17 protein-coding genes are annotated in these 16,967 nt (G+C 58.1%); 16 read left to right on the top strand and 1 reads right to left on the bottom strand.

Going from position 1 to position 16,967, the window contains the following annotated elements; all coding sequences use genetic code 11:
* Positions 1–3: 3 nt before the first annotated feature.
* The gene (gene wrbA / locus MOST_RS16325) at positions 4–624 is read right to left on the bottom strand and encodes an NAD(P)H:quinone oxidoreductase (protein WP_054936732.1); all 621 of its coding nucleotides are present in this window, start codon (positions 622–624) and stop codon (positions 4–6) included.
* Between the two features lie 196 nt (positions 625–820).
* On the opposite strand from wrbA, the gene MOST_RS16320 reads away from it, so the two are divergent.
* From MOST_RS16320 to MOST_RS16245, 16 genes are all read left to right on the top strand, one after another.
* On the top strand, positions 821–2,482 hold the full coding sequence (locus MOST_RS16320) for a spore germination protein (protein ID WP_083476618.1): 1,662 nt from the start codon (positions 821–823) through the stop codon (positions 2,480–2,482).
* 2 nt (positions 2,483–2,484) lie between these two features.
* Positions 2,485–3,582, top strand: a complete 1,098-nt coding sequence (locus MOST_RS16315; RefSeq protein WP_054936731.1) for a GerAB/ArcD/ProY family transporter — start codon at positions 2,485–2,487, stop codon at positions 3,580–3,582.
* Positions 3,579–5,006: a Ger(x)C family spore germination protein gene (locus tag MOST_RS16310; protein ID WP_054936730.1), complete on the top strand. Its 1,428-nt coding sequence runs from the start codon at positions 3,579–3,581 to the stop codon at positions 5,004–5,006. Before MOST_RS16315 ends, MOST_RS16310 begins: the two co-directional genes overlap by 4 nt.
* 10 nt (positions 5,007–5,016) lie before the next feature.
* Entirely contained in the window at positions 5,017–5,244 is a 228-nt protein-coding gene (locus MOST_RS16305; RefSeq protein ID WP_054936729.1) for a hypothetical protein, read from the top strand.
* 89 nt (positions 5,245–5,333) lie between these two features.
* Positions 5,334–5,630 carry a YerC/YecD family TrpR-related protein gene (locus MOST_RS16300; protein WP_054936728.1) on the top strand — a complete coding sequence of 99 codons (297 nt, stop codon included), beginning with the start codon at positions 5,334–5,336 and terminating at the stop codon, positions 5,628–5,630.
* 148 nt (positions 5,631–5,778) lie between these two features.
* Entirely contained in the window at positions 5,779–6,948 is a 1,170-nt protein-coding gene (gene hisZ / locus MOST_RS16295; protein WP_054936727.1) for an ATP phosphoribosyltransferase regulatory subunit, read from the top strand.
* Between the two features lie 25 nt (positions 6,949–6,973).
* Complete coding sequence (gene hisG, locus MOST_RS16290; protein WP_054936726.1) at positions 6,974–7,660, top strand: ATP phosphoribosyltransferase; 687 nt, start codon at positions 6,974–6,976, stop codon at positions 7,658–7,660.
* Positions 7,644–8,933, top strand: a complete 1,290-nt coding sequence (gene hisD / locus MOST_RS16285; protein WP_054936725.1) for a histidinol dehydrogenase — start codon at positions 7,644–7,646, stop codon at positions 8,931–8,933. The genes hisG and hisD overlap by 17 nt, the downstream gene beginning before the upstream one ends.
* On the top strand, positions 8,930–9,520 hold the full coding sequence (gene hisB, locus MOST_RS16280; protein WP_054936724.1) for an imidazoleglycerol-phosphate dehydratase HisB: 591 nt from the start codon (positions 8,930–8,932) through the stop codon (positions 9,518–9,520). The genes hisD and hisB overlap by 4 nt, the downstream gene beginning before the upstream one ends.
* A 291-nt stretch (positions 9,521–9,811) precedes the next feature.
* The gene (gene hisH / locus MOST_RS16275; RefSeq protein ID WP_054936723.1) at positions 9,812–10,444 is read left to right on the top strand and encodes an imidazole glycerol phosphate synthase subunit HisH; all 633 of its coding nucleotides are present in this window, start codon (positions 9,812–9,814) and stop codon (positions 10,442–10,444) included.
* Positions 10,422–11,153: a 1-(5-phosphoribosyl)-5-[(5-phosphoribosylamino)methylideneamino]imidazole-4-carboxamide isomerase gene (gene hisA / locus MOST_RS16270; RefSeq protein ID WP_054936722.1), complete on the top strand. Its 732-nt coding sequence runs from the start codon at positions 10,422–10,424 to the stop codon at positions 11,151–11,153. Before hisH ends, hisA begins: the two co-directional genes overlap by 23 nt.
* Positions 11,154–11,159: 6 nt before the next feature.
* Positions 11,160–11,918, top strand: a complete 759-nt coding sequence (gene hisF, locus MOST_RS16265; RefSeq protein ID WP_054936721.1) for an imidazole glycerol phosphate synthase subunit HisF — start codon at positions 11,160–11,162, stop codon at positions 11,916–11,918.
* 79 nt (positions 11,919–11,997) lie between these two features.
* On the top strand, positions 11,998–12,810 hold the full coding sequence (gene hisI, locus MOST_RS16260) for a phosphoribosyl-AMP cyclohydrolase (protein WP_054936720.1): 813 nt from the start codon (positions 11,998–12,000) through the stop codon (positions 12,808–12,810).
* A 211-nt stretch (positions 12,811–13,021) separates the two neighbouring features.
* The gene (locus MOST_RS16255; RefSeq protein ID WP_054936719.1) at positions 13,022–14,680 is read left to right on the top strand and encodes a methyl-accepting chemotaxis protein; all 1,659 of its coding nucleotides are present in this window, start codon (positions 13,022–13,024) and stop codon (positions 14,678–14,680) included.
* A 72-nt stretch (positions 14,681–14,752) separates the two neighbouring features.
* Positions 14,753–15,082: a hypothetical protein gene (locus tag MOST_RS16250; RefSeq protein WP_054936718.1), complete on the top strand. Its 330-nt coding sequence runs from the start codon at positions 14,753–14,755 to the stop codon at positions 15,080–15,082.
* Between the two features lie 565 nt (positions 15,083–15,647).
* Positions 15,648–16,871 carry a S8 family peptidase gene (locus MOST_RS16245; protein ID WP_054936717.1) on the top strand — a complete coding sequence of 408 codons (1,224 nt, stop codon included), beginning with the start codon at positions 15,648–15,650 and terminating at the stop codon, positions 16,869–16,871.
* Positions 16,872–16,967 lie beyond the last annotated feature (96 nt).

Raw genomic sequence — 16,967 nt, 5'->3', positions numbered from 1 at the left:
CGATTAACCCTTTAGCTTTTTAGCCACCGTGGCAATGCGTTTACCCAGGGAACGGGCAATGGCCAGGTCTTGGTCCGTGGGCCGCTGGTCATGGTTAGGACCGGAGGTGGATGAAGCCCCATAGGGAGTTCCGGCGTTGGCCAGGCTATAGTCTTCATAGGTCCGGCCGACGATAATCATACCGTGGTGGAGCAGGGGCAGGAGCAAAGTAATAAGGGTTCCCTCGTTCCCCCCGTGAAGGCTACCTGAGGTACAAAAGACACCTCCTACTTTGCCGACCAGTTGACCTTTGACCCATAAGGGAACAGTGGCATCGATAAATTGTTTTAACTGGGCAGCGGCGTTGCCGAAGTGGCTGGGACTGCCGAAAATTATCCCATCCACATCCTGGAGGTCTTCCAGGGTGGCTATGGGAATATCCTTCATCTCTTCCTGGGCTTTTTGATAAGCCGCCGACTGCTCAAGCTGCATTAGAGTTTCCTGCGGCATAGTCTCCGGGACCCGCCTTAAGATAGCAGTGCAGCCGGGTACCTCTGTAACCCCAGTCCCTATTGACTGGGCAAGTTTGGCCGTATTACCATAGAGGCTGTAGAAAACTACCAAAATCTTCGTCTCGCCGGCCAAAGAAATCAACTCCCTTAGAAACATTGTCCTTGTGATTAGGGTGAGCCAAAACTCGCCCTTTTACTCATTTTAAACCCAGTCTATATTTTTAGCCGCCCAAACGAGTTGTGGGGACTTACGTATAATGTTTCCTCCCCCGGTAAAAGCTAACCAGTAATGGTATTGAACGGCTTTCCAAATAAAGGAGGGAGGAACTTTGCCCGGTCTTTACCGTAAACCCCTGCGGGCGGCCCTCTTCCGCCGCCGGAAGCCTCAGGTACAGCAGGATAAGCAGGGCCAGTCCCGGGGCAGTAATGATCAAAAGGCACCTTACCCGCCCCTGGAGGCATACCAGCTCACGGCCGAACTGAAGCTCAACCTGGAACAGCTGCAGAGAATCTTTGCCAAATGCAGCGATGTCGTCCACCGCGATTTTTACCTCGGCCAGGCTATTAAAGCAGCCCTTTTTTATATCGACGGCCTGGCCGACAAAAAGCTCATTGAAGATACCCTGATGCGCACCCTGCAGCAGGCACCCCCGCAGCTGGCCCGAGACCTGGCAAACAAAACCCGGGACCTGGCCGCGGTTATGGAAACCGTCATGCCCATGACGGATGTGGCTGTGGTTGATAACATGGGGGCCGTGGTTAAACACGTCCTGGACGGGGATACGGTCCTGCTCCTGGATGGGTATAATAAAGGCCTGGCCTTAAGCACCCGTTCCTGGGAACACCGTACTATTGATGAGCCTATTACCGAGAGTGTGGTCCGGGGCCCACGGGAAAGCTTCATTGAGAGCTTACGCACTAATACCGCCCTCCTCCGGCGCAGGTTGAAAACTCCGTCCCTCAAAATGGAACTTGTTTGCCTGGGCCGCTATACCATGACTAATGTTGTCATCACCTATATTGAAGACCTGGCCGACCCGGCGGTAGTCCGGGAAGTGCGCCAGCGGCTGGAGCGGATTCAAATTGATGGTATCCTGGAAAGCGCCTACATTGAGGAACTTATCGAAGATAACCCCACCTCCCCCTTTCCCCAGATCGACCATACGGAACGACCGGACAAGGTGGTGGCCGCCCTGCTGGAAGGCCGGGTGGGCATCCTGGTGGATAATACTCCCTTTGCCCTCATTGTACCGACTCTTTTTGTCCAGTTCATCCAGTCCAGTGAAGACTACTATGAGCGCTATTACCTTTCCAGTTTCTTAAGGCTGGCCCGGTTTGTCGCCCTGAATATTGCCCTGCTCTTGCCGGCGGCCTATGTTGCTGTCAGCACCTTTCACCAGGAAATGCTGCCCACCAACCTCCTGGTCAAGCTGGCTTCCCAGCGGGAAGGGATTCCCTTTCCGGCCGTGGTGGAAGCCATCATGCTGGAATTAACCTTTGAACTCCTGCGGGAAGCCGGGGTGCGCCTGCCCCGGCCGGTAGGCCAGGCATTGAGCATCGTCGGCGCCCTGGTGATTGGAGAAGCGGCCGTCAGCGCCGGGCTGGTTTCGCCTTCCATGGTCATCGTCGTGGCCCTGACGGGCATCAGCTCCTTTGCCATCCCTTCCTTCGCTATGGCCATAACCTTGCGCCTGCTGCGCTTTGTCATGCTCATCCTGGCCGGCACCCTGGGTTTCTACGGCATCATGCTGGGCCTGCTGGCCATCCTGGTGCACCTGAACACCCTGCGCTCCTTCGGGGTGCCCTACCTGGCTCCTGTCACTCCTTGGAATTTCAGCGATTTTAAAGACGTCCTGGTCCGGGTACCCCGCTGGGCCATGAACTCCCGGCCCAGCCAGATCGGCTATCGCGACCCGGTCCGCCAGGGAGCCGGGCTAAAGCCAACCCCGCCAGCCAGCTCCAATCCCCCGCCGGAGGAGGGCCGGTCCTGAAGATGCGGGAAGAAGGCTATATCAGTCCCCGCCAGGCGGCGGTCATGCTGTGGTTTGCCGTCCTGCCTACAGCCATCCTCTTTTTGCCGGCTTTGCTGGCTTTGCGGGCGCACCAGGACGCCTGGCTGTCGGTCATAGTGGCCACCCTGGCTGCCGGCGCGGTGGCGCTGGTTGTCTACCTGCTGGCCCAGCGTTTCCCCCACCACACCCTTTTCCAGTACTGCGAGTTGATTTTAGGCCCTGTCACGGGTAAAATAGTGGCCCTGATCTTTGTCCTGGCCTTTTTCCTGCTGGATGCGGTAGTCATCCGGGAGTTCAGCGAGTTCCTGGTCACGGCGATTATGCCGGAAACGCCGGCTTTATTCTTCAGCCTCAGTATCGTTGCCGTGGCCGTCTATGCCGCCCGCAACGGGCTGGAAGTAATTGCCCGGTGCACAGATTTTATCCTGCCCTTGATGGTGACCTTTATTGCCATCGTCCTCCTTTTTGCCACGCCGGAAATGGCGCCCCGCAATCTCTTGCCAATCCTGGAAAACGGTTTCCGGCCGGTCCTGGGGGGTGCCCTGGTGACCTGGAGCTTTCTGGGCCAGATATTCATCCTGGCCGCCTACGGTGCCTTCGTTAACCCACCCCGGGCCCTGAGAGCCAGCCTGATCAGCGGGCTACTGGGGATAGCCTTTTTCCTCAGCCTGGTGACTATGGGCACAATTCTTGTATTCGGCAGCTGCGAAGCTGCCCGCCTGACCTTTGCCGCTTATGCCCTGGCGCGGGTGGTCTCCCTGGGGCAGTTTTTTGAGCGCATTGAAGCCCTGTTCCTGGCCATCTGGGTAGGGGGAGTATTTATCAAAATAACTATTAACCTTTATGTAGTGGCCCTGGGCCTGGCCACCGTAACCGGGCTTAAGGAGTACCGCCCCCTGGTAGCCCCCCTGGGGGCGTTAAATGTTGCCGTGGCTACCCTCCTTTACCGGAACATTAGCGAGATTCGCCACGATCTGCTCCTGGTAGAACCGGGGTGGACCCTAACCTGGCAGCTTATTTTACCCTTATTTTTGCTGGTTATGGCCTGGCTGCGAGGTAAAAGGAGGACGGGGATATGAAGGCCCGGCTACGTTTAGCCCTGGCCCTTCTTTTACTGGCTCTTATGTTACCAGTGCTTGCGGGCTGCTGGAGCCGCCATGAGATTGAAGAACTGGCCATTGTCATGGCTGTAGCCCTGGATGCCGTCCCCGGGGATCAGGTACGCCTGAGTGTTTATGTCGCTATTCCCCGGACCATAGCCGGGGGCCCGTCCATGGGTGGGGGAGGTGGCGGGGAACCACCCAAAGCAGGGGAAGTTATCAGCGCCACCGGCAGCGACTTTGCCCAGGCGGCCCGCCGGCTGGAAAGTCTGGTGCCGCGGCGTCTTTTATGGGCCCAGAACCGGGTGTTGATTCTTGGTGAGGAGCTGGCCCGGCAGGGGCTTCATTACCTGGACCTCTTTACCCGCGAGCGCCAGATGCGCCTGACGACACCGGTATTGATTACCATGGGTGAAGCGCGCAAGGTGCTGGAACTGCCACCGGGCATTGAATTAATGCCCGGGACGATTTTAACCGGCATCTTGCGCAACCGGACCACCTTTAAGGTAGAATTAAAAGACCTGCTGGCCATGTGGGAGGCGCCGGGAGATAACCCCGCCCTGCCCCTGGTGGTAATGACGCCGACGCCGGAGCAGGAAAGCCGCGAGGCAAGAGGCGGTGGTGATGATAAGGGCCAGAAGGGCGGTAACAAGGAGGAGGGGAAAAAGAACCAACCCGAGGCCGTAGCCATTAAAGGTGCCGGGGCTTTCCGCGATGACCGTTTGATCGGCTGGCTGGATGAAAGGGAGACCAACGGCCTCATGTGGCTGCGGGGGGAAGTAAGGGAGGGGGTTATTACCGTAACTTTGTCAATACAGACCGGGGGTAATTACCCGGGGCAGGAGCAGGGGCAGAAAAGGGGTCAAACTATTACACCGGACCAGGGGCAGGGACAGCCTGCCGGGCCGGTAGAGGGGCAGGGGCAAAACCCTTCCCAGAATCAAGCCCGGGCCAGAACCCAGGGCCAGGCCTCGGTGATTTTTCACCGCGCCTCTACGGAGGTTAAACCCCGGGTTGAAGGCAGCCAGGTAACTTTTAACGTAGAAATCCGGGGCAACTGTGACTTAACAGAAGCTACAGTTAGCCTGAACCCCGACCGGCCGGAACATTTGCTAGCCATTCAGGAGGCTGTGAACAGGGCCGTGGAAGAGCGGGTCCGGGCTGCCGTGCACAAGGCCCAGCAGGAAATCCGGGCGGACATCTTTGGTCTTGGCGAAACCCTGCACCGCAGCAACGTTCGCTACTGGCGCCAGGTTCAGGACCGCTGGAACGAAGAGTTTACCCGTGCTAAAATCCAGGTTAAGGTGGATTTGTATCTGAACCGGCTGGGAATGACCAACAGGACACCAGGTAAAACCCTGGATATTGGCGGCAAGGGCGCCACTCAGGGCAGTACCAGGTAGGAGTGATGGAATGCTCATTTTAATTATCCTGGCTTTCCTGGTCATCGCTTACCTGGATGCTCCGGAGCTCTGGCAGAAAAAGTACTGGCGGGAACTGGCCGTCATGGGCATTGTCTGGTCCCTAGGCCTGGCCTTAAGCCTGGCCCTGGCTTTAAATTTACCCGTCCCCAGCCCGGCAAAACTTTTAGCCCGGGTTTTTGGCCCGGTGACAGAGTGGCTGACCAGGCTGATTGGTTGAAAAGGAAAGCTTTGTGGGGAGGAAAAAACCGGCTGTATGGCGAAAAGTAAGCAGGGCGAGGCTTACTTCCAGTTACGGGAGGGTATGCTATGGGCCGGGATAAGTTGCAGGACCCCCAGGTTGATGAACTCTTTCGCGCTATTTTAGCCCTGGAGAACCTCGATGAATGTTACCGCTTCTTTGAAGACCTGTGTACTACCGCGGAAATCAAGGCCATGGCCCAGCGCCTGGCCGTAGCCCGCTACTTACGCCAGGGGGTTACCTATTCGGCCATTGCGACCGCTACAGGGGCCAGTACAGCTACCATCAGCCGGGTCAAGCGTTTTTTAAACTATGGCGCCGACGGCTACAAGCTCATCCTGGATCGCCTGGATAAAAGGGAGTAATTTGACGCCAGGGATAACCGGCTGAAGATAAAGAGGTTTAATCAGACTTGCCGGCCCCTGGACGTGGCTGGCGGCCTTTGTCAAGGGGCCATTCCCGTGCTATTATTACGTTAATACGTTAACATGATAAAGCAGTGGAGTGAAGGTAGTGACCGGCAACTGGAATAATCTCCAGGTACCGGCGGGGGTGCGGGACCTGCTGCCGGCAGAGGCAGCTGCCCTCAGGAAACTGGAGCAGGAACTGGTGGCTTTCTTTCAAAGTTGGGGTTACCAGGAAGTTCTGACCCCGACTTTTGAATTTGTGGAAACCTTCCAGGCCGGGTCTCCGGCCGGAGATGAAGGTAGCCTGTACAAATTTATCGACCGCCAGGGCCGGGTCCTCACTTTACGGCCGGAGATGACGGCGCCCATTGCCCGCCTGGTGGCTACATCGTTACGGCGAGAGGCCTTACCCTTACGCCTGTGTTACAGCGCCAGGGTCTTTCGTTATGAAGAACCCCAGGCCGGGCGCCTGCGGGAATTTCACCAGGCCGGGGTGGAGCTCATTGGCGCCGGGGGCGAAGCGGCCGACGGTGAGATTATTGCCCTGGCGGTAGAAACCTTGCTGCAGGCCGGCTTGCAAGACTTCCGTTTGGGCATCGGCCAGGTGGCCGTCACCAAAGGGGTACTCCAGGACCTGGGCCTGCCCCAGGAGGCGGTGGCGAGGATTAAAGTAGCCCTGGCTGGCAAGGACCTGGTGGGGCTGGAGCGGCTTGTCAACGAGTATAACCTGGCGGGGTCAAAAAGGCGGCAGCTGGAACTCCTCGCCACTTTACATGGCGGTAGAGAGGCCCTGGAGGAAGCTCGGGCCAATTTTATCCAGACCGGAGCAGCCGCTGCCCTGGCCGGCCTGGAACGGGTATGGCAGGCGCTGACAGCTTACGGCCTGGAAAAGTGGCTCTTCATTGACCTGGGTATTTTACGGGATTTTGATTATTACACCGGCATCGTTTTTGAAGGTTATGTACCGGGCCTGGGAGTACCCGTCTGCGGCGGCGGACGTTACGATGGCCTGCTGGGCCAGTTTGGTTACCCCTGCCCGGCCACCGGCTTTGCCCTGGGACTGGAGCGGGTGCTCATGGCCCGTGGCGAGGGGCAGGGAGCCGGACAGGGCGAGGGTTACCTGGTGGCGGGCCAGGACCTGGCGGCAGTTTTGCGCCGGGCGCGGGAATTGCGCCGGCCGGGGGTAATGGTAATTATAGATGGGCAAAGTCAAAACCGCCAGGAAGCAGCAGCCCGGGCCGCCGCCCGGGGGTTGGCCCTGGTTTGGGTGGATTAGATCGGATTTTCGGAGGAACATTTAAATGGTCACCGACTTGCTGACCCTGGCCTTGCCCAAGGGCAAGCTGGGCGAAGATGCCTTACAGTTATTGCAACAGGCCGGGCTCCCGGTAGATGGCGTGGCCACTGAAGCACGGCAGCTGGTCTTTGCTTTCCCTGCAGACCGGGTGCGTTACCTGATCTGCCGTCCCACGGACGTGCCGACTTATGTAGAACACGGTGCCGCCGACCTGGGTATTGTCGGCAAGGATACCCTGGCGGAGGCCGGGGCCGATGTCTTTGAGCTGGTGGACCTGGGTTTTGGTTATTGCCGTTTTGTCGTAGCCGCGCCCCGGCAGCGCTGGGAAGAAGCAGGCCAGTCCCTGGAAACCCTGCTGGCCAGCAGCCGCCGGGTGGCCACCAAGTTTCCCAGGGTAGCAGCAGCCTTTTTCCAGGAGCGAGGCTTGCCGGTAGAAATAATCAAGCTCCATGGCAATATCGAGCTGGCCCCCCTGGTGGGACTGGCCGACCTGATTGTGGATATTGTTTCTACCGGGCGGACCTTAAAGGAAAATGACCTGGTGGAAGTGGTCCCCATTTTTCCCTCCACCGCTCGTTTGATTGCCAACCGGGTTAGTTACCGGATCAATTACCAGCGCCTGCGGCCTGTAATAGAAGCCTTAAAGCGGGCGGCTGCTCAAGGGGGTGCCGGGATTGCTACCTGTTCTTGAGGGTGAAGAAGTGCGGCGCCGCTGGGCCGGCCGGCTGCTGGCCCAGATCGATGTAGCCGCGAGGGTACGGGATATTATTACCGCTGTCAGGGCGGAAGGCCAGGCAGCCGTAGAACGTTACACCCGCGAGCTGGATGGAGTTGATCTAAAAAAGGCCGGATTCCGCGTGACGGCCGGGGAGATTGAGGCTGCTTATGAAGCCGTTACCCCTGAACTGCGGGAGGCCATTCAAAAGGCCCGGGATAATATTGCCGCCTACCACCGCCGTGAGCTGCGGGGTTCCTGGATGGAGGCGGATGCCGGCGGCACCATCCTGGGCCAGATCTGCCGTCCTTTAAAGCGGGTGGGCCTTTACGTACCTGGCGGTACGGCTGCTTATCCTTCGTCGGTATTAATGACCGCCGTACCGGCCCGGGTGGCCGGGGTTGAGGAAATAGCCCTGGCGACGCCGCCGCGGCGGGACGGTACCCTGCCGCCCCTGCTCCTGGTGGCGGCCGCCGAGGCCGGGGTGAAGGAGATCTATAAAATGGGCGGGGCCCAGGCCGTGGCCGCCCTGGCCTACGGGACGGAAGCAGTGGCCCCGGTGGATAAGATTGCCGGGCCGGGGAATATTTATGTTACCCTGGCCAAGAAGGAGGTCTATGGGGCAGTTGATATTGACATGCTGGCGGGGCCCAGTGAAATCGTGGTCATTGCCGATGCATACGCCCGGCCGGACTGGGTGGCGGCCGACCTCCTCTCCCAGGCTGAGCACGACGCCCTGGCCGGGGCGGTCCTGATCACGCCGGAACCCGGCCTGGCCCGGGCGGTGGTAGAGGAAGTCGCCCGCCAGCTGGAGACCCTGCCCCGGCGGGAGATAGCCGCCCGCTCCCTGGCAAAATATGGTGCGTGCGTAGTAGTGCCCCATCTGGAGGCCGCCTTGGACCTGGCCAATGCTCTGGCTCCGGAGCACCTGGAACTGTACGTGTCCGATCCCTGGTCCTGGCTGGGCCGGGTGGAAAATGCCGGGGCGATTTTCCTGGGGCCTTACAGTTCCGAGCCCCTGGGGGACTACTGGGCCGGGCCCAGCCATGTTTTACCTACCGGCGGCACGGCCAGGTTTTATTCACCTTTAAGTGTCGCTACTTTCATGAAGAAAAGCAGCCTCATTGCCGCTGGTCCCGCCTACCTGAAGGCGGCCGGGAGCTTAATCCAGGCTCTGGCTCGGGCCGAAGGCCTGGAGGGTCATGCCCGGGCTATTGAGCTGCGGCTGGAGGAAGGGGATAGTAGATGAGTCGTGAGGCCTTGATTGAGCGCCAGACCACAGAAACCAGCATTCGCGTTAAGCTCGACCTGGATGGCAGCGGGAAATGGCAGGGGAGCAGCGGTATCCCCTTTTTTGATCACCTGCTGGCCCAGCTGGCCCGCCATGGCCTCCTGGACCTGAAAATCTGGGCCGAGGGCGACGTGGAAGTTGACAATCACCATACCGTGGAAGATATCGGTATCTGCCTGGGAGAGGCCATCAAAAAGGCCCTGGGCGATAAAGCCGGGATTAACCGCTACGGCAGCGCCCTGGTACCCATGGATGAGGCCCTGGTCCAGGTGGCCCTGGATTTCAGCGGCCGGCCCTACCTTGCTTGCAACCTGGACCTGCCTCCGGGCCGGATCGGCAGCCTGGAGACAGAACTGCTGGAGGAATTCCTGCGGGCTTTTGTTAACCACAGCGGCCTGACCCTCCACGTGCAAAAGCTCGCCGGGCGTAACGGCCATCATGTCGCAGAGGCCCTCTTTAAAGCCCTGGGCCGGGCCATCAGGGAGGCCGCCAGCCTCGATCCCCGCGTAGAGGGGATTCCATCTACCAAGGGAAACCTGGCTTGAAAGAGCTACTTAGAAGAATTAGTGCCTCCAGTAATGCACCATGAAAATGCCGGGCTGGCATTTGTCTGAAGCGAGCGACTTGGTCTGAGCGGCGAAGCGGCCTTGACGAAGTCGAGGAGCGAGGGCGGGGCCGAGGACAGGATGTCCGAGGCCGGATTCTAAAGGCAAGGACGCCGAATAGGCCGGGAACCCCGCCCGAGCCCGAGGTTGAGCCGTAGGCCGCTCCGCGAGGACCATAGAGCGAGCCAGACAATGCCAGCCTGTGACAAAGTTATTTTCGGAGGAACCAAAATGCGGCCGCTAGCTATTATCGATTACGGTATGGGCAACCTGTTAAGCGTTCAGAAGGCCCTGGCCAAACTGGGTTACCCGGCGGAGATAACCTCAGACTCCAAGGTGGTGGCTGCGGCTCCCGGCGTTATCCTGCCCGGAGTGGGAGCCTTTGCCGGCGCCATGGCCAATTTGCAGCAGAGGGGCCTGGTGGCAGCCATCCGGGAAGTTGTGCGGCGGGGTGTACCCTTCCTGGGTATCTGCCTGGGGTTGCAGCTCCTTTTCAGCACCAGCGAAGAAGGAGGCCCGGTGGAAGGTCTCAACCTCCTGCCGGGCGAGGTCAAGCGTTTGCCGCCCGGGCTTAAGGTTCCCCACATGGGATGGAACCAGGTGCAATTGCTTAAGGCCGGGGAGCTTTTCCAGGGGGTACCCACGGGCACGAACTTTTACTTTGTCCATTCGTATTATATTGACCCCGCTGATAAAACCATAGTTACCGGCACTACGGAATACGGTTTAACCTTTGCCGTTAGCATCCAGCGGGGCAACCTCTTCGGGGTCCAGTTCCACCCGGAAAAAAGCAGCCGCTGGGGCCTGGAGGTTTTAAAAAACTTTGGGGAGCTGGTAAACCGTGCTGATTCTGCCTGCCATTGACCTGCGGGAAGGGCGCTGCGTGCGCCTTTACCAGGGGCGGCCGGAGGCCGAGACTATCTACTCCACCGACCCGGTGGCCGTGGCCCGGGGTTGGGTGGCCAGGGGTGCCCGCTGGCTCCATGTGGTGGACCTGGACGGGGCCTTTGCCGGCCGGCCGCGGAATATGGACGTTATTGCGGCCATAATCAAAGAGGTCAATATCCCGGTCCAGGTGGGAGGTGGTATCCGCAACCTGGAAAGCCTCAAGGACCTGCTCGCAGCCGGGGCGGCCCGGGCCGTCCTGGGGACGGTAGCTATCACGAACCCGGAGATAGTTGCTGAGGCTGTCGAGCGCTTTGGCGAACAGGTAGCCGTGGGTATTGACAGCCGGGAAGGGATGGTAGCCGTGGAAGGCTGGGCAGCAACAGTGGAGGAAAGGGCCCTTGACTTTGCCGGCCGCATGGCCGCCCTGGGGGTAAAGCGGGCTATCTTTACTGATATCAGCCGTGACGGTACCCTCCAGGGACCCAATATTGCCGCCACCAGGGAGGTTGCCAGGAGGAGCGGCCTGAAAGTCATAGCCTCCGGTGGTATTGCCAGCCTGGACGACGTCCGTGCCCTGCGGGGCCTGAAAAGGGAAGGCGTGGAAGGTGCCATCCTGGGACGGGCCCTTTATAACGGCAACTTTACCCTGGAGGAAGCCATGGCTGTAGCCGGGGAGGAGGATTGATTTAAGGTGCTTACCCGGCGGATTATTCCCTGCCTGGATGTAGATCACGGGCGGGTAGTTAAGGGAACCAATTTTTTAAATTTAAGGGATGCCGGGGACCCGGTAGAGCTGGCAGCTGCCTATGACCGCGCCGGCGCCGATGAACTGGTCTTCCTGGATATCTCGGCCTCGGCCGAAGGCCGCGAGATTATGGTCGACGTGGCCCGGCGTGTGGCAGAGGAGGTCTTTATCCCCTTTACCGTAGGGGGTGGCCTGCGCACGCTGGAGGATATTCGCCGCATGCTGGCCGCCGGGGCCGACAAGGTTTCCCTGAATACGGCCGCCGTGCTGGACCCTAATCTCGTGGCCATGGCCGCCCGGCGTTTCGGCAGCCAGTGCGTGGTGGTGGCCATTGATGCCCGCCGTACCGGCCCCGGTTCCTGGGAGGTTTATACCCACGGCGGCCGCCGGCCGGCGGGAAAAGACGCCCTGGAGTGGGCCCGGCAGGTGGAGGAGCTGGGGGCCGGGGAGATCCTGCTCACCAGTATGGACTGCGACGGTACTTTAGAAGGCTACGACCTGGAACTGACGGCAGCCATAAGCACATCTGTCAGCATCCCGGTAATCGCCTCCGGCGGCGTGGGGAAGCTAGAGCACCTGTATGAAGGCCTGACGGTAGGCCGGGCCGACGCCGTCCTGGCGGCCTCGATCTTTCACTTCGGCACTTACACTATAGAGGAAGCCAAACATTACCTGGCCGGGCGCGGCGTGCCCATACGTTTATAAGAGCGGGAAGACGCATGGCCCTTGAGCTGCAGGCACATGCCCCTTTACGAAGCATGCTATATTCGGAGGATATTTGCTTATGGGTGTTATCATACCTGAGGAAATTCGCTTTAATGCCGACGGCTTAATCCCGGCCATTATCCAGGATGTAGAAAGCGGCCGGGTGTTGATGCTGGCCTATATGAACCGGGAAGCCCTGGCCCGCACCCTGGCTACCGGCGAGACGTGGTTTTACAGCCGCAGCCGCCGGGAACTCTGGCATAAAGGGGCCACCTCGGGCCACCGCCAGTATATTGTCAATGCCAGCTACGATTGTGACGCCGATGCCCTGCTCTTCCAGGTCCGCCAGGTAGGGGTGGCCTGCCATGAAGGGGAGTTTTCCTGTTTCCATAACCCCCTACCCCTGCAGGTTAGCAGCCCCGGCAGCAACAGGCAGGGCAAAAAGGGGCGGGCAGAGGGGAAGCAAGCTGATAGCGGGCCGGATGAACAGGGCTGGGCAGACCTGCACGGCGCCCGGCAGGTTGTCCTGTACCCGGCGACCCCGGGCAGCCAGGTAGAAGCCCTCCCGGCCACTGCCGGCCTGGGAACTATCCTGGCAGAGGTCTTCCGGGTGATTAAAGAACGCCAGGCAACCCGGCCGGAAGGGTCCTACACGTCCTATCTCTTTGATAACGGCCAGGATAAAATCCTGAAAAAGATCGGCGAAGAGGCCGGTGAAACCATCATTGCCTCTAAAAACGACAGCCGGCGGGAAATTTTATACGAGCTGGCTGACCTCTATTACCATACCCTGGTCCTGCTGGCCTACCATGACCTTACCCCGGAACAATTGGCCGCCGAACTGGCCGCTCGCCTGCCGGCAGTAGATCCTTTGTCCAAAAAACACCAATAACTTCCATTACCTTTCTCTACGGGTTTCGTCCATAGTTCGGGGGGTTTCAGTAACGGGATATCCTGGCAATCAGGGCATGGATCTACCTGGATCTACCTGAAGGAGTACTTGCCTGTCTGACAGCCTGACCAACATATACCTCACCTGCTTTTATCTAGTCAAGGGCAGAAAAATGTGGTAATATAAAGAATAATGCCGGGAGGTGGAGGAGTTGGTAATTAATTTCCGCACCAAACTTTTTTATTTCATCCTTTTACTATTTCTGGCTCTAGGCCCGGGGACGGTTGGTACCGCTTTAGTTGCTGTTCAGGGTGTTAAGTGGCAAATGCTCCTTTTACCCGCCATTGTCGCCGGGGCTCTGGGTCTAATTTTAAGCCTGGTTATCCTCCTTAACCTTTACATAAAATGGATGCGCCCCCTGCAACGGGTGATGCAGTTCCTTAATTTGCTTGGCGAGGGCGACCCGGTACGAGCAGAACAATCTTTGACCGGGGCGCAGTTAGGAGAGAGCTTCCAGGGACCGGTAACTGCCGTCCTGGACAGTTTTTACCGGCTGGTAGGTCGCATGCAGCGTACCGCCGATGAGCTATCTTATTTTTCCCATAATCTCCAGGAAAGTGCCGGTACCAGCTATCGCAACCTGGAAGAGGTAACGGCAGCCATCCAGGAAATTGCCGGCGGTGCTGACGAGCAGGCAGGAGCAGCCCAGCGGGTGGCGGAAAATATCAAAACTTTACATAATCTAGCAGAAGATATCAGCGACCGGGCCGGGCTTGGGACGGAGTTAGGGATGGAAGTGCGGAGCAAGGAAGAGGAAGGTCGCCGGCTGTTGGAGCAATTACTCCAGGAAATCGAGGCCGGCGCCACTTCCATCCAGGAGGCATCCGGCCGCATGCGGCAGCTGGAAACGAAAATGGAACAGATCAATACCCTGGTCCAGGCTGTCACAGCCATTGCCGACCAGACCAACCTGCTCGCTTTGAATGCCGCCATTGAAGCCGCCCGGGCCGGCGAGCAGGGCCGTGGTTTTGCCGTGGTGGCGGAAGAAGTGCGGAAGCTGGCCGAACAGTCGGCGGCAGCCGCCCAGAATATAACCTCCCTGGCAGCAGCCATCAGCGAAGAAGCGCGCCAGACGGCGGCCCAGGTGGATAAAAATGTCGAGCTGGTACAGAGCAACCTCCAGCGTGGAACTCAGGTGAAAGAGAATTTTATGGCCGTAAGCCAGGCGATCAATAAGGCCGCCGAAGTCATGACCAACATCAGCCACCAGGCCCAGAACCAGCTGGCCAGGGTACGGGAGGTAAGCGAGGCTGCCGGCCGGATGGCAGCCGTGGCCCAGGAAACGGCGGCCAGCATTGAAGAGGTATCGGCAGCAACGGAGGAACAAAAGGCTACTATGGCGGTGGTGGAAGAGAATACGCGCCAGTTTACGGCCATGGCGCAGAATTTCTTTACCATGGCAGCCGGTTTTACCCGGGACGGGTGGGATCAAGACCTGCGCCGGGAACTTGTTAACCAGGGTTATGCCGTACTGGAAAAGTTAGCCGCCGATCCTACTGTTAAGAAAATGGAAGCCGCAACACTGGCGCCTTTTCTTGACGCCGCCTTCAGGGAGACAGCTATTATCCAGACCTTAATTGCCACCCTACCGGACGGGACAACTATTTATAACCGGCCGGATGCAGGAGTAACCAACTGGTCCTTCCGGCCATGGTTCCAGGCGGCCATAAGGGGTGAACGTTATGCCAGCGAGCCCTATGTGACCCAGAGTTCCAACCGGGTGGCCATCACCGTCGCGGTTCCTGTCCGCGCTGATGATGGCCGCATCATTGGCGTCCTGGCAGCCAATATAGCCCCGGCGGAAAAATAACAGCTGGCGAGCACTAAAGGAGACCGCAGGGCATATAATGATCAAGGGTAAATTTTATGCGAGGTGAGGCCCATGAGTGCTGATCTAGATGCCCTGCGCCAGCGCGTCGTTGAAGCAGTTACAAGCGGGAAATCCCTGGGACAGGTTTTTAAAGAAATGGGCATAACGCCCGATAACCCTGCTGTCGTGCAAGAAATAATGGCTCAAGCGGGTATAGACCCTGCTGCCATGTTCCCTGATGGCCAGGTAGATATGCCCAGTTTTGTTAACAACATGACCAAAGATCTGAGCCCGGAGATGAAGAAGCAGCTTGCCCAGCTAATTGAAGGGATGGCGTGGGAGATTAATAACGGCCAACCCTTGCCGCCGGATATTCAGGAGTTTCTCAAAAGCTGGCAATAACTAACTGAGTGGTGGTTGTCCATGACAACCAAATCTCCCGTTGTAGCTGGTCAACAAACGGTGTACTCCTTCAACCGCTACAAAATTATAGCGGCCCCGGGTTTAGAAACCCGGGGCCTTTATATTAAAACCCCGGCGGGGCCGGGGTTTTTCCCGCTCATGCATTGGCTGCACTGAGAGGGATGAAGAAGATAAAGAAAATGGGGATGATGATAATCACGATAATAGGAATAAACAACCACCAGAAGTTAAAACCATGACCGCCCATTAAGAATTCCTCCTATTTGGCATTTAACGGGAACAAGAAAAACAGGAAGATGATGGGGATGATGATGATAACTGGGATGATAATAATAAACCACCACAATAACTCTTGTGTCATTTAGGATACCCTCCTTTTCCCTTTGCCGGGACCTTTTCTAGACTTAGCATATGCAGCTGCAGGGCTGTAGGTTAAAAGGAAAAGAGAAAAAAATTTCCTCCAGGCCTAGTGGCATTTTTGAACCTCTTCCGGCAGCAATGCATAAAATGCAGCAAATCACTTCCATTTACGGAGGGGTTAACCATGTGGCCTGTTTTGCTGGCTTATTACGCCGGCGTAGTAGCGATGGCCGGCGTTTCCCTGTCCCGGGTGGGTAGCGATAATTACGGCAGCCGGAAAATTATCATGTTCCGCAAGCACCGGCCCTTGAGCAGTTGTCATGAAACAGTCCTGAAAAAGGGCGGGCGGGTAGTACGCGAATTACCCCTGGTGCATGCCCTGGCAGTAAGGATACCGGAACGGGGCCAGTCCCTTGAAGAGCTGGGCTTACACCCGGATGTCCTTTTAATTGAAGACGATTTCCAGGTCCAGACAGTAGCCTTGCCGGCAGTCAGATTGCGGCAAAGGGAGCAGACCATCCCCTGGGGAGTGGAATGTATTGGCGCACCAAAGGCCTGGCAGGAGGCGGCCGGGGAGAAGGTGAAGGTGGCAGTCCTGGATACGGGGATTGATGCCAGCCACCCCGACCTTAAAGTTAACATCCGTGGTACCAAGAATATTAAATTCCCCGGCTGGGAGGCCGGGGATGGCAATGGCCACGGTACCCATGTGGCCGGGATCATTGCAGCTTTAAATAATAATTTTGGCGTAGTTGGGGTAGCCCCCCGGGCGGAGATTTATGCCGTCAAGATTTTTAACCGCCGGGGTAATGGTTATATTTCCGAGATCATTGCCGGCCTGGACTGGGCGTTGCAAAATAAAATGCAGGTCGTCAATATGAGTTTCGGTACCACCCGGCCGAGTCAAGCCCTGGAAGAGGCCATCCGCCGGTGCGTCCAGGCCGGCATGGTCCTGGTGGCGGCCGCCGGCAATGAGGGGAAAGAAAATAGCGTCATGTACCCGGCCCGTTACCCCGGTGTCATCGCCGTTTCGGCTATTGACAGGAAGAATAACCTGGCCAGCTTCAGCAGCCGGGGTCCGGAAGTAACGGTAGCTGCTCCGGGCGTTGATATCCTTTCCACCTACCCGGGAGGTAAATACCGGGCCATGAGTGGTACCTCCATGGCCTGTCCCCATGTTGCCGGGGTTGCAGCCCTGGTGCTGTCCCGGGATGGGCACATATCCGGCAGGCAGGTAGTGAAGACCATCACCAGCACAGCCACCAGGCTGCCGGGTTTAACCCCGGAAGAACAGGGATCCGGGCTGGTGAATGCCTCCTTCCTGGCAGCCGGGACCCGCTTTGAAGGCGAGGCCAGGGAAGGCCCGGCAGATCTTCCTTTAAGTGTAATACCTTCCACGACAAATTAAATACAAAGCGACCTGGTTTAACTCCAGGTCGCTATTACATTTATGGCTGCGCCTCTGATGAAGGGCCTGAAGAATAGAACCTCCTGCTCGAATCAG

The sequence above is a fragment of the Neomoorella stamsii genome (assembly GCF_002995805.1).
Classification (GTDB): domain Bacteria; phylum Bacillota; class DSM-521; order Neomoorellales; family Neomoorellaceae; genus Neomoorella; species Neomoorella stamsii.
Note: the sequence above shows the minus strand (reverse complement) of the source record. Positions and strands in the feature narration are given on the sequence as shown.

Coding starts and splice junctions, on each gene's coding strand:
- hisG (WP_054936726.1), top strand. CDS start 6,974: ATGGTCACCGACTTGCTGACCCTGGCCTTGCCCAAGGGCAAGCTGGGC.
- hisI (WP_054936720.1), top strand. CDS start 11,998: ATGGGTGTTATCATACCTGAGGAAATTCGCTTTAATGCCGACGGCTTA.
- MOST_RS16250 (WP_054936718.1), top strand. CDS start 14,753: ATGAGTGCTGATCTAGATGCCCTGCGCCAGCGCGTCGTTGAAGCAGTT.
- MOST_RS16315 (WP_054936731.1), top strand. CDS start 2,485: ATGCGGGAAGAAGGCTATATCAGTCCCCGCCAGGCGGCGGTCATGCTG.
- hisB (WP_054936724.1), top strand. CDS start 8,930: ATGAGTCGTGAGGCCTTGATTGAGCGCCAGACCACAGAAACCAGCATT.
- MOST_RS16305 (WP_054936729.1), top strand. CDS start 5,017: ATGCTCATTTTAATTATCCTGGCTTTCCTGGTCATCGCTTACCTGGAT.
- MOST_RS16245 (WP_054936717.1), top strand. CDS start 15,648: ATGTGGCCTGTTTTGCTGGCTTATTACGCCGGCGTAGTAGCGATGGCC.
- MOST_RS16300 (WP_054936728.1), top strand. CDS start 5,334: ATGGGCCGGGATAAGTTGCAGGACCCCCAGGTTGATGAACTCTTTCGC.
- MOST_RS16310 (WP_054936730.1), top strand. CDS start 3,579: ATGAAGGCCCGGCTACGTTTAGCCCTGGCCCTTCTTTTACTGGCTCTT.
- hisH (WP_054936723.1), top strand. CDS start 9,812: ATGCGGCCGCTAGCTATTATCGATTACGGTATGGGCAACCTGTTAAGC.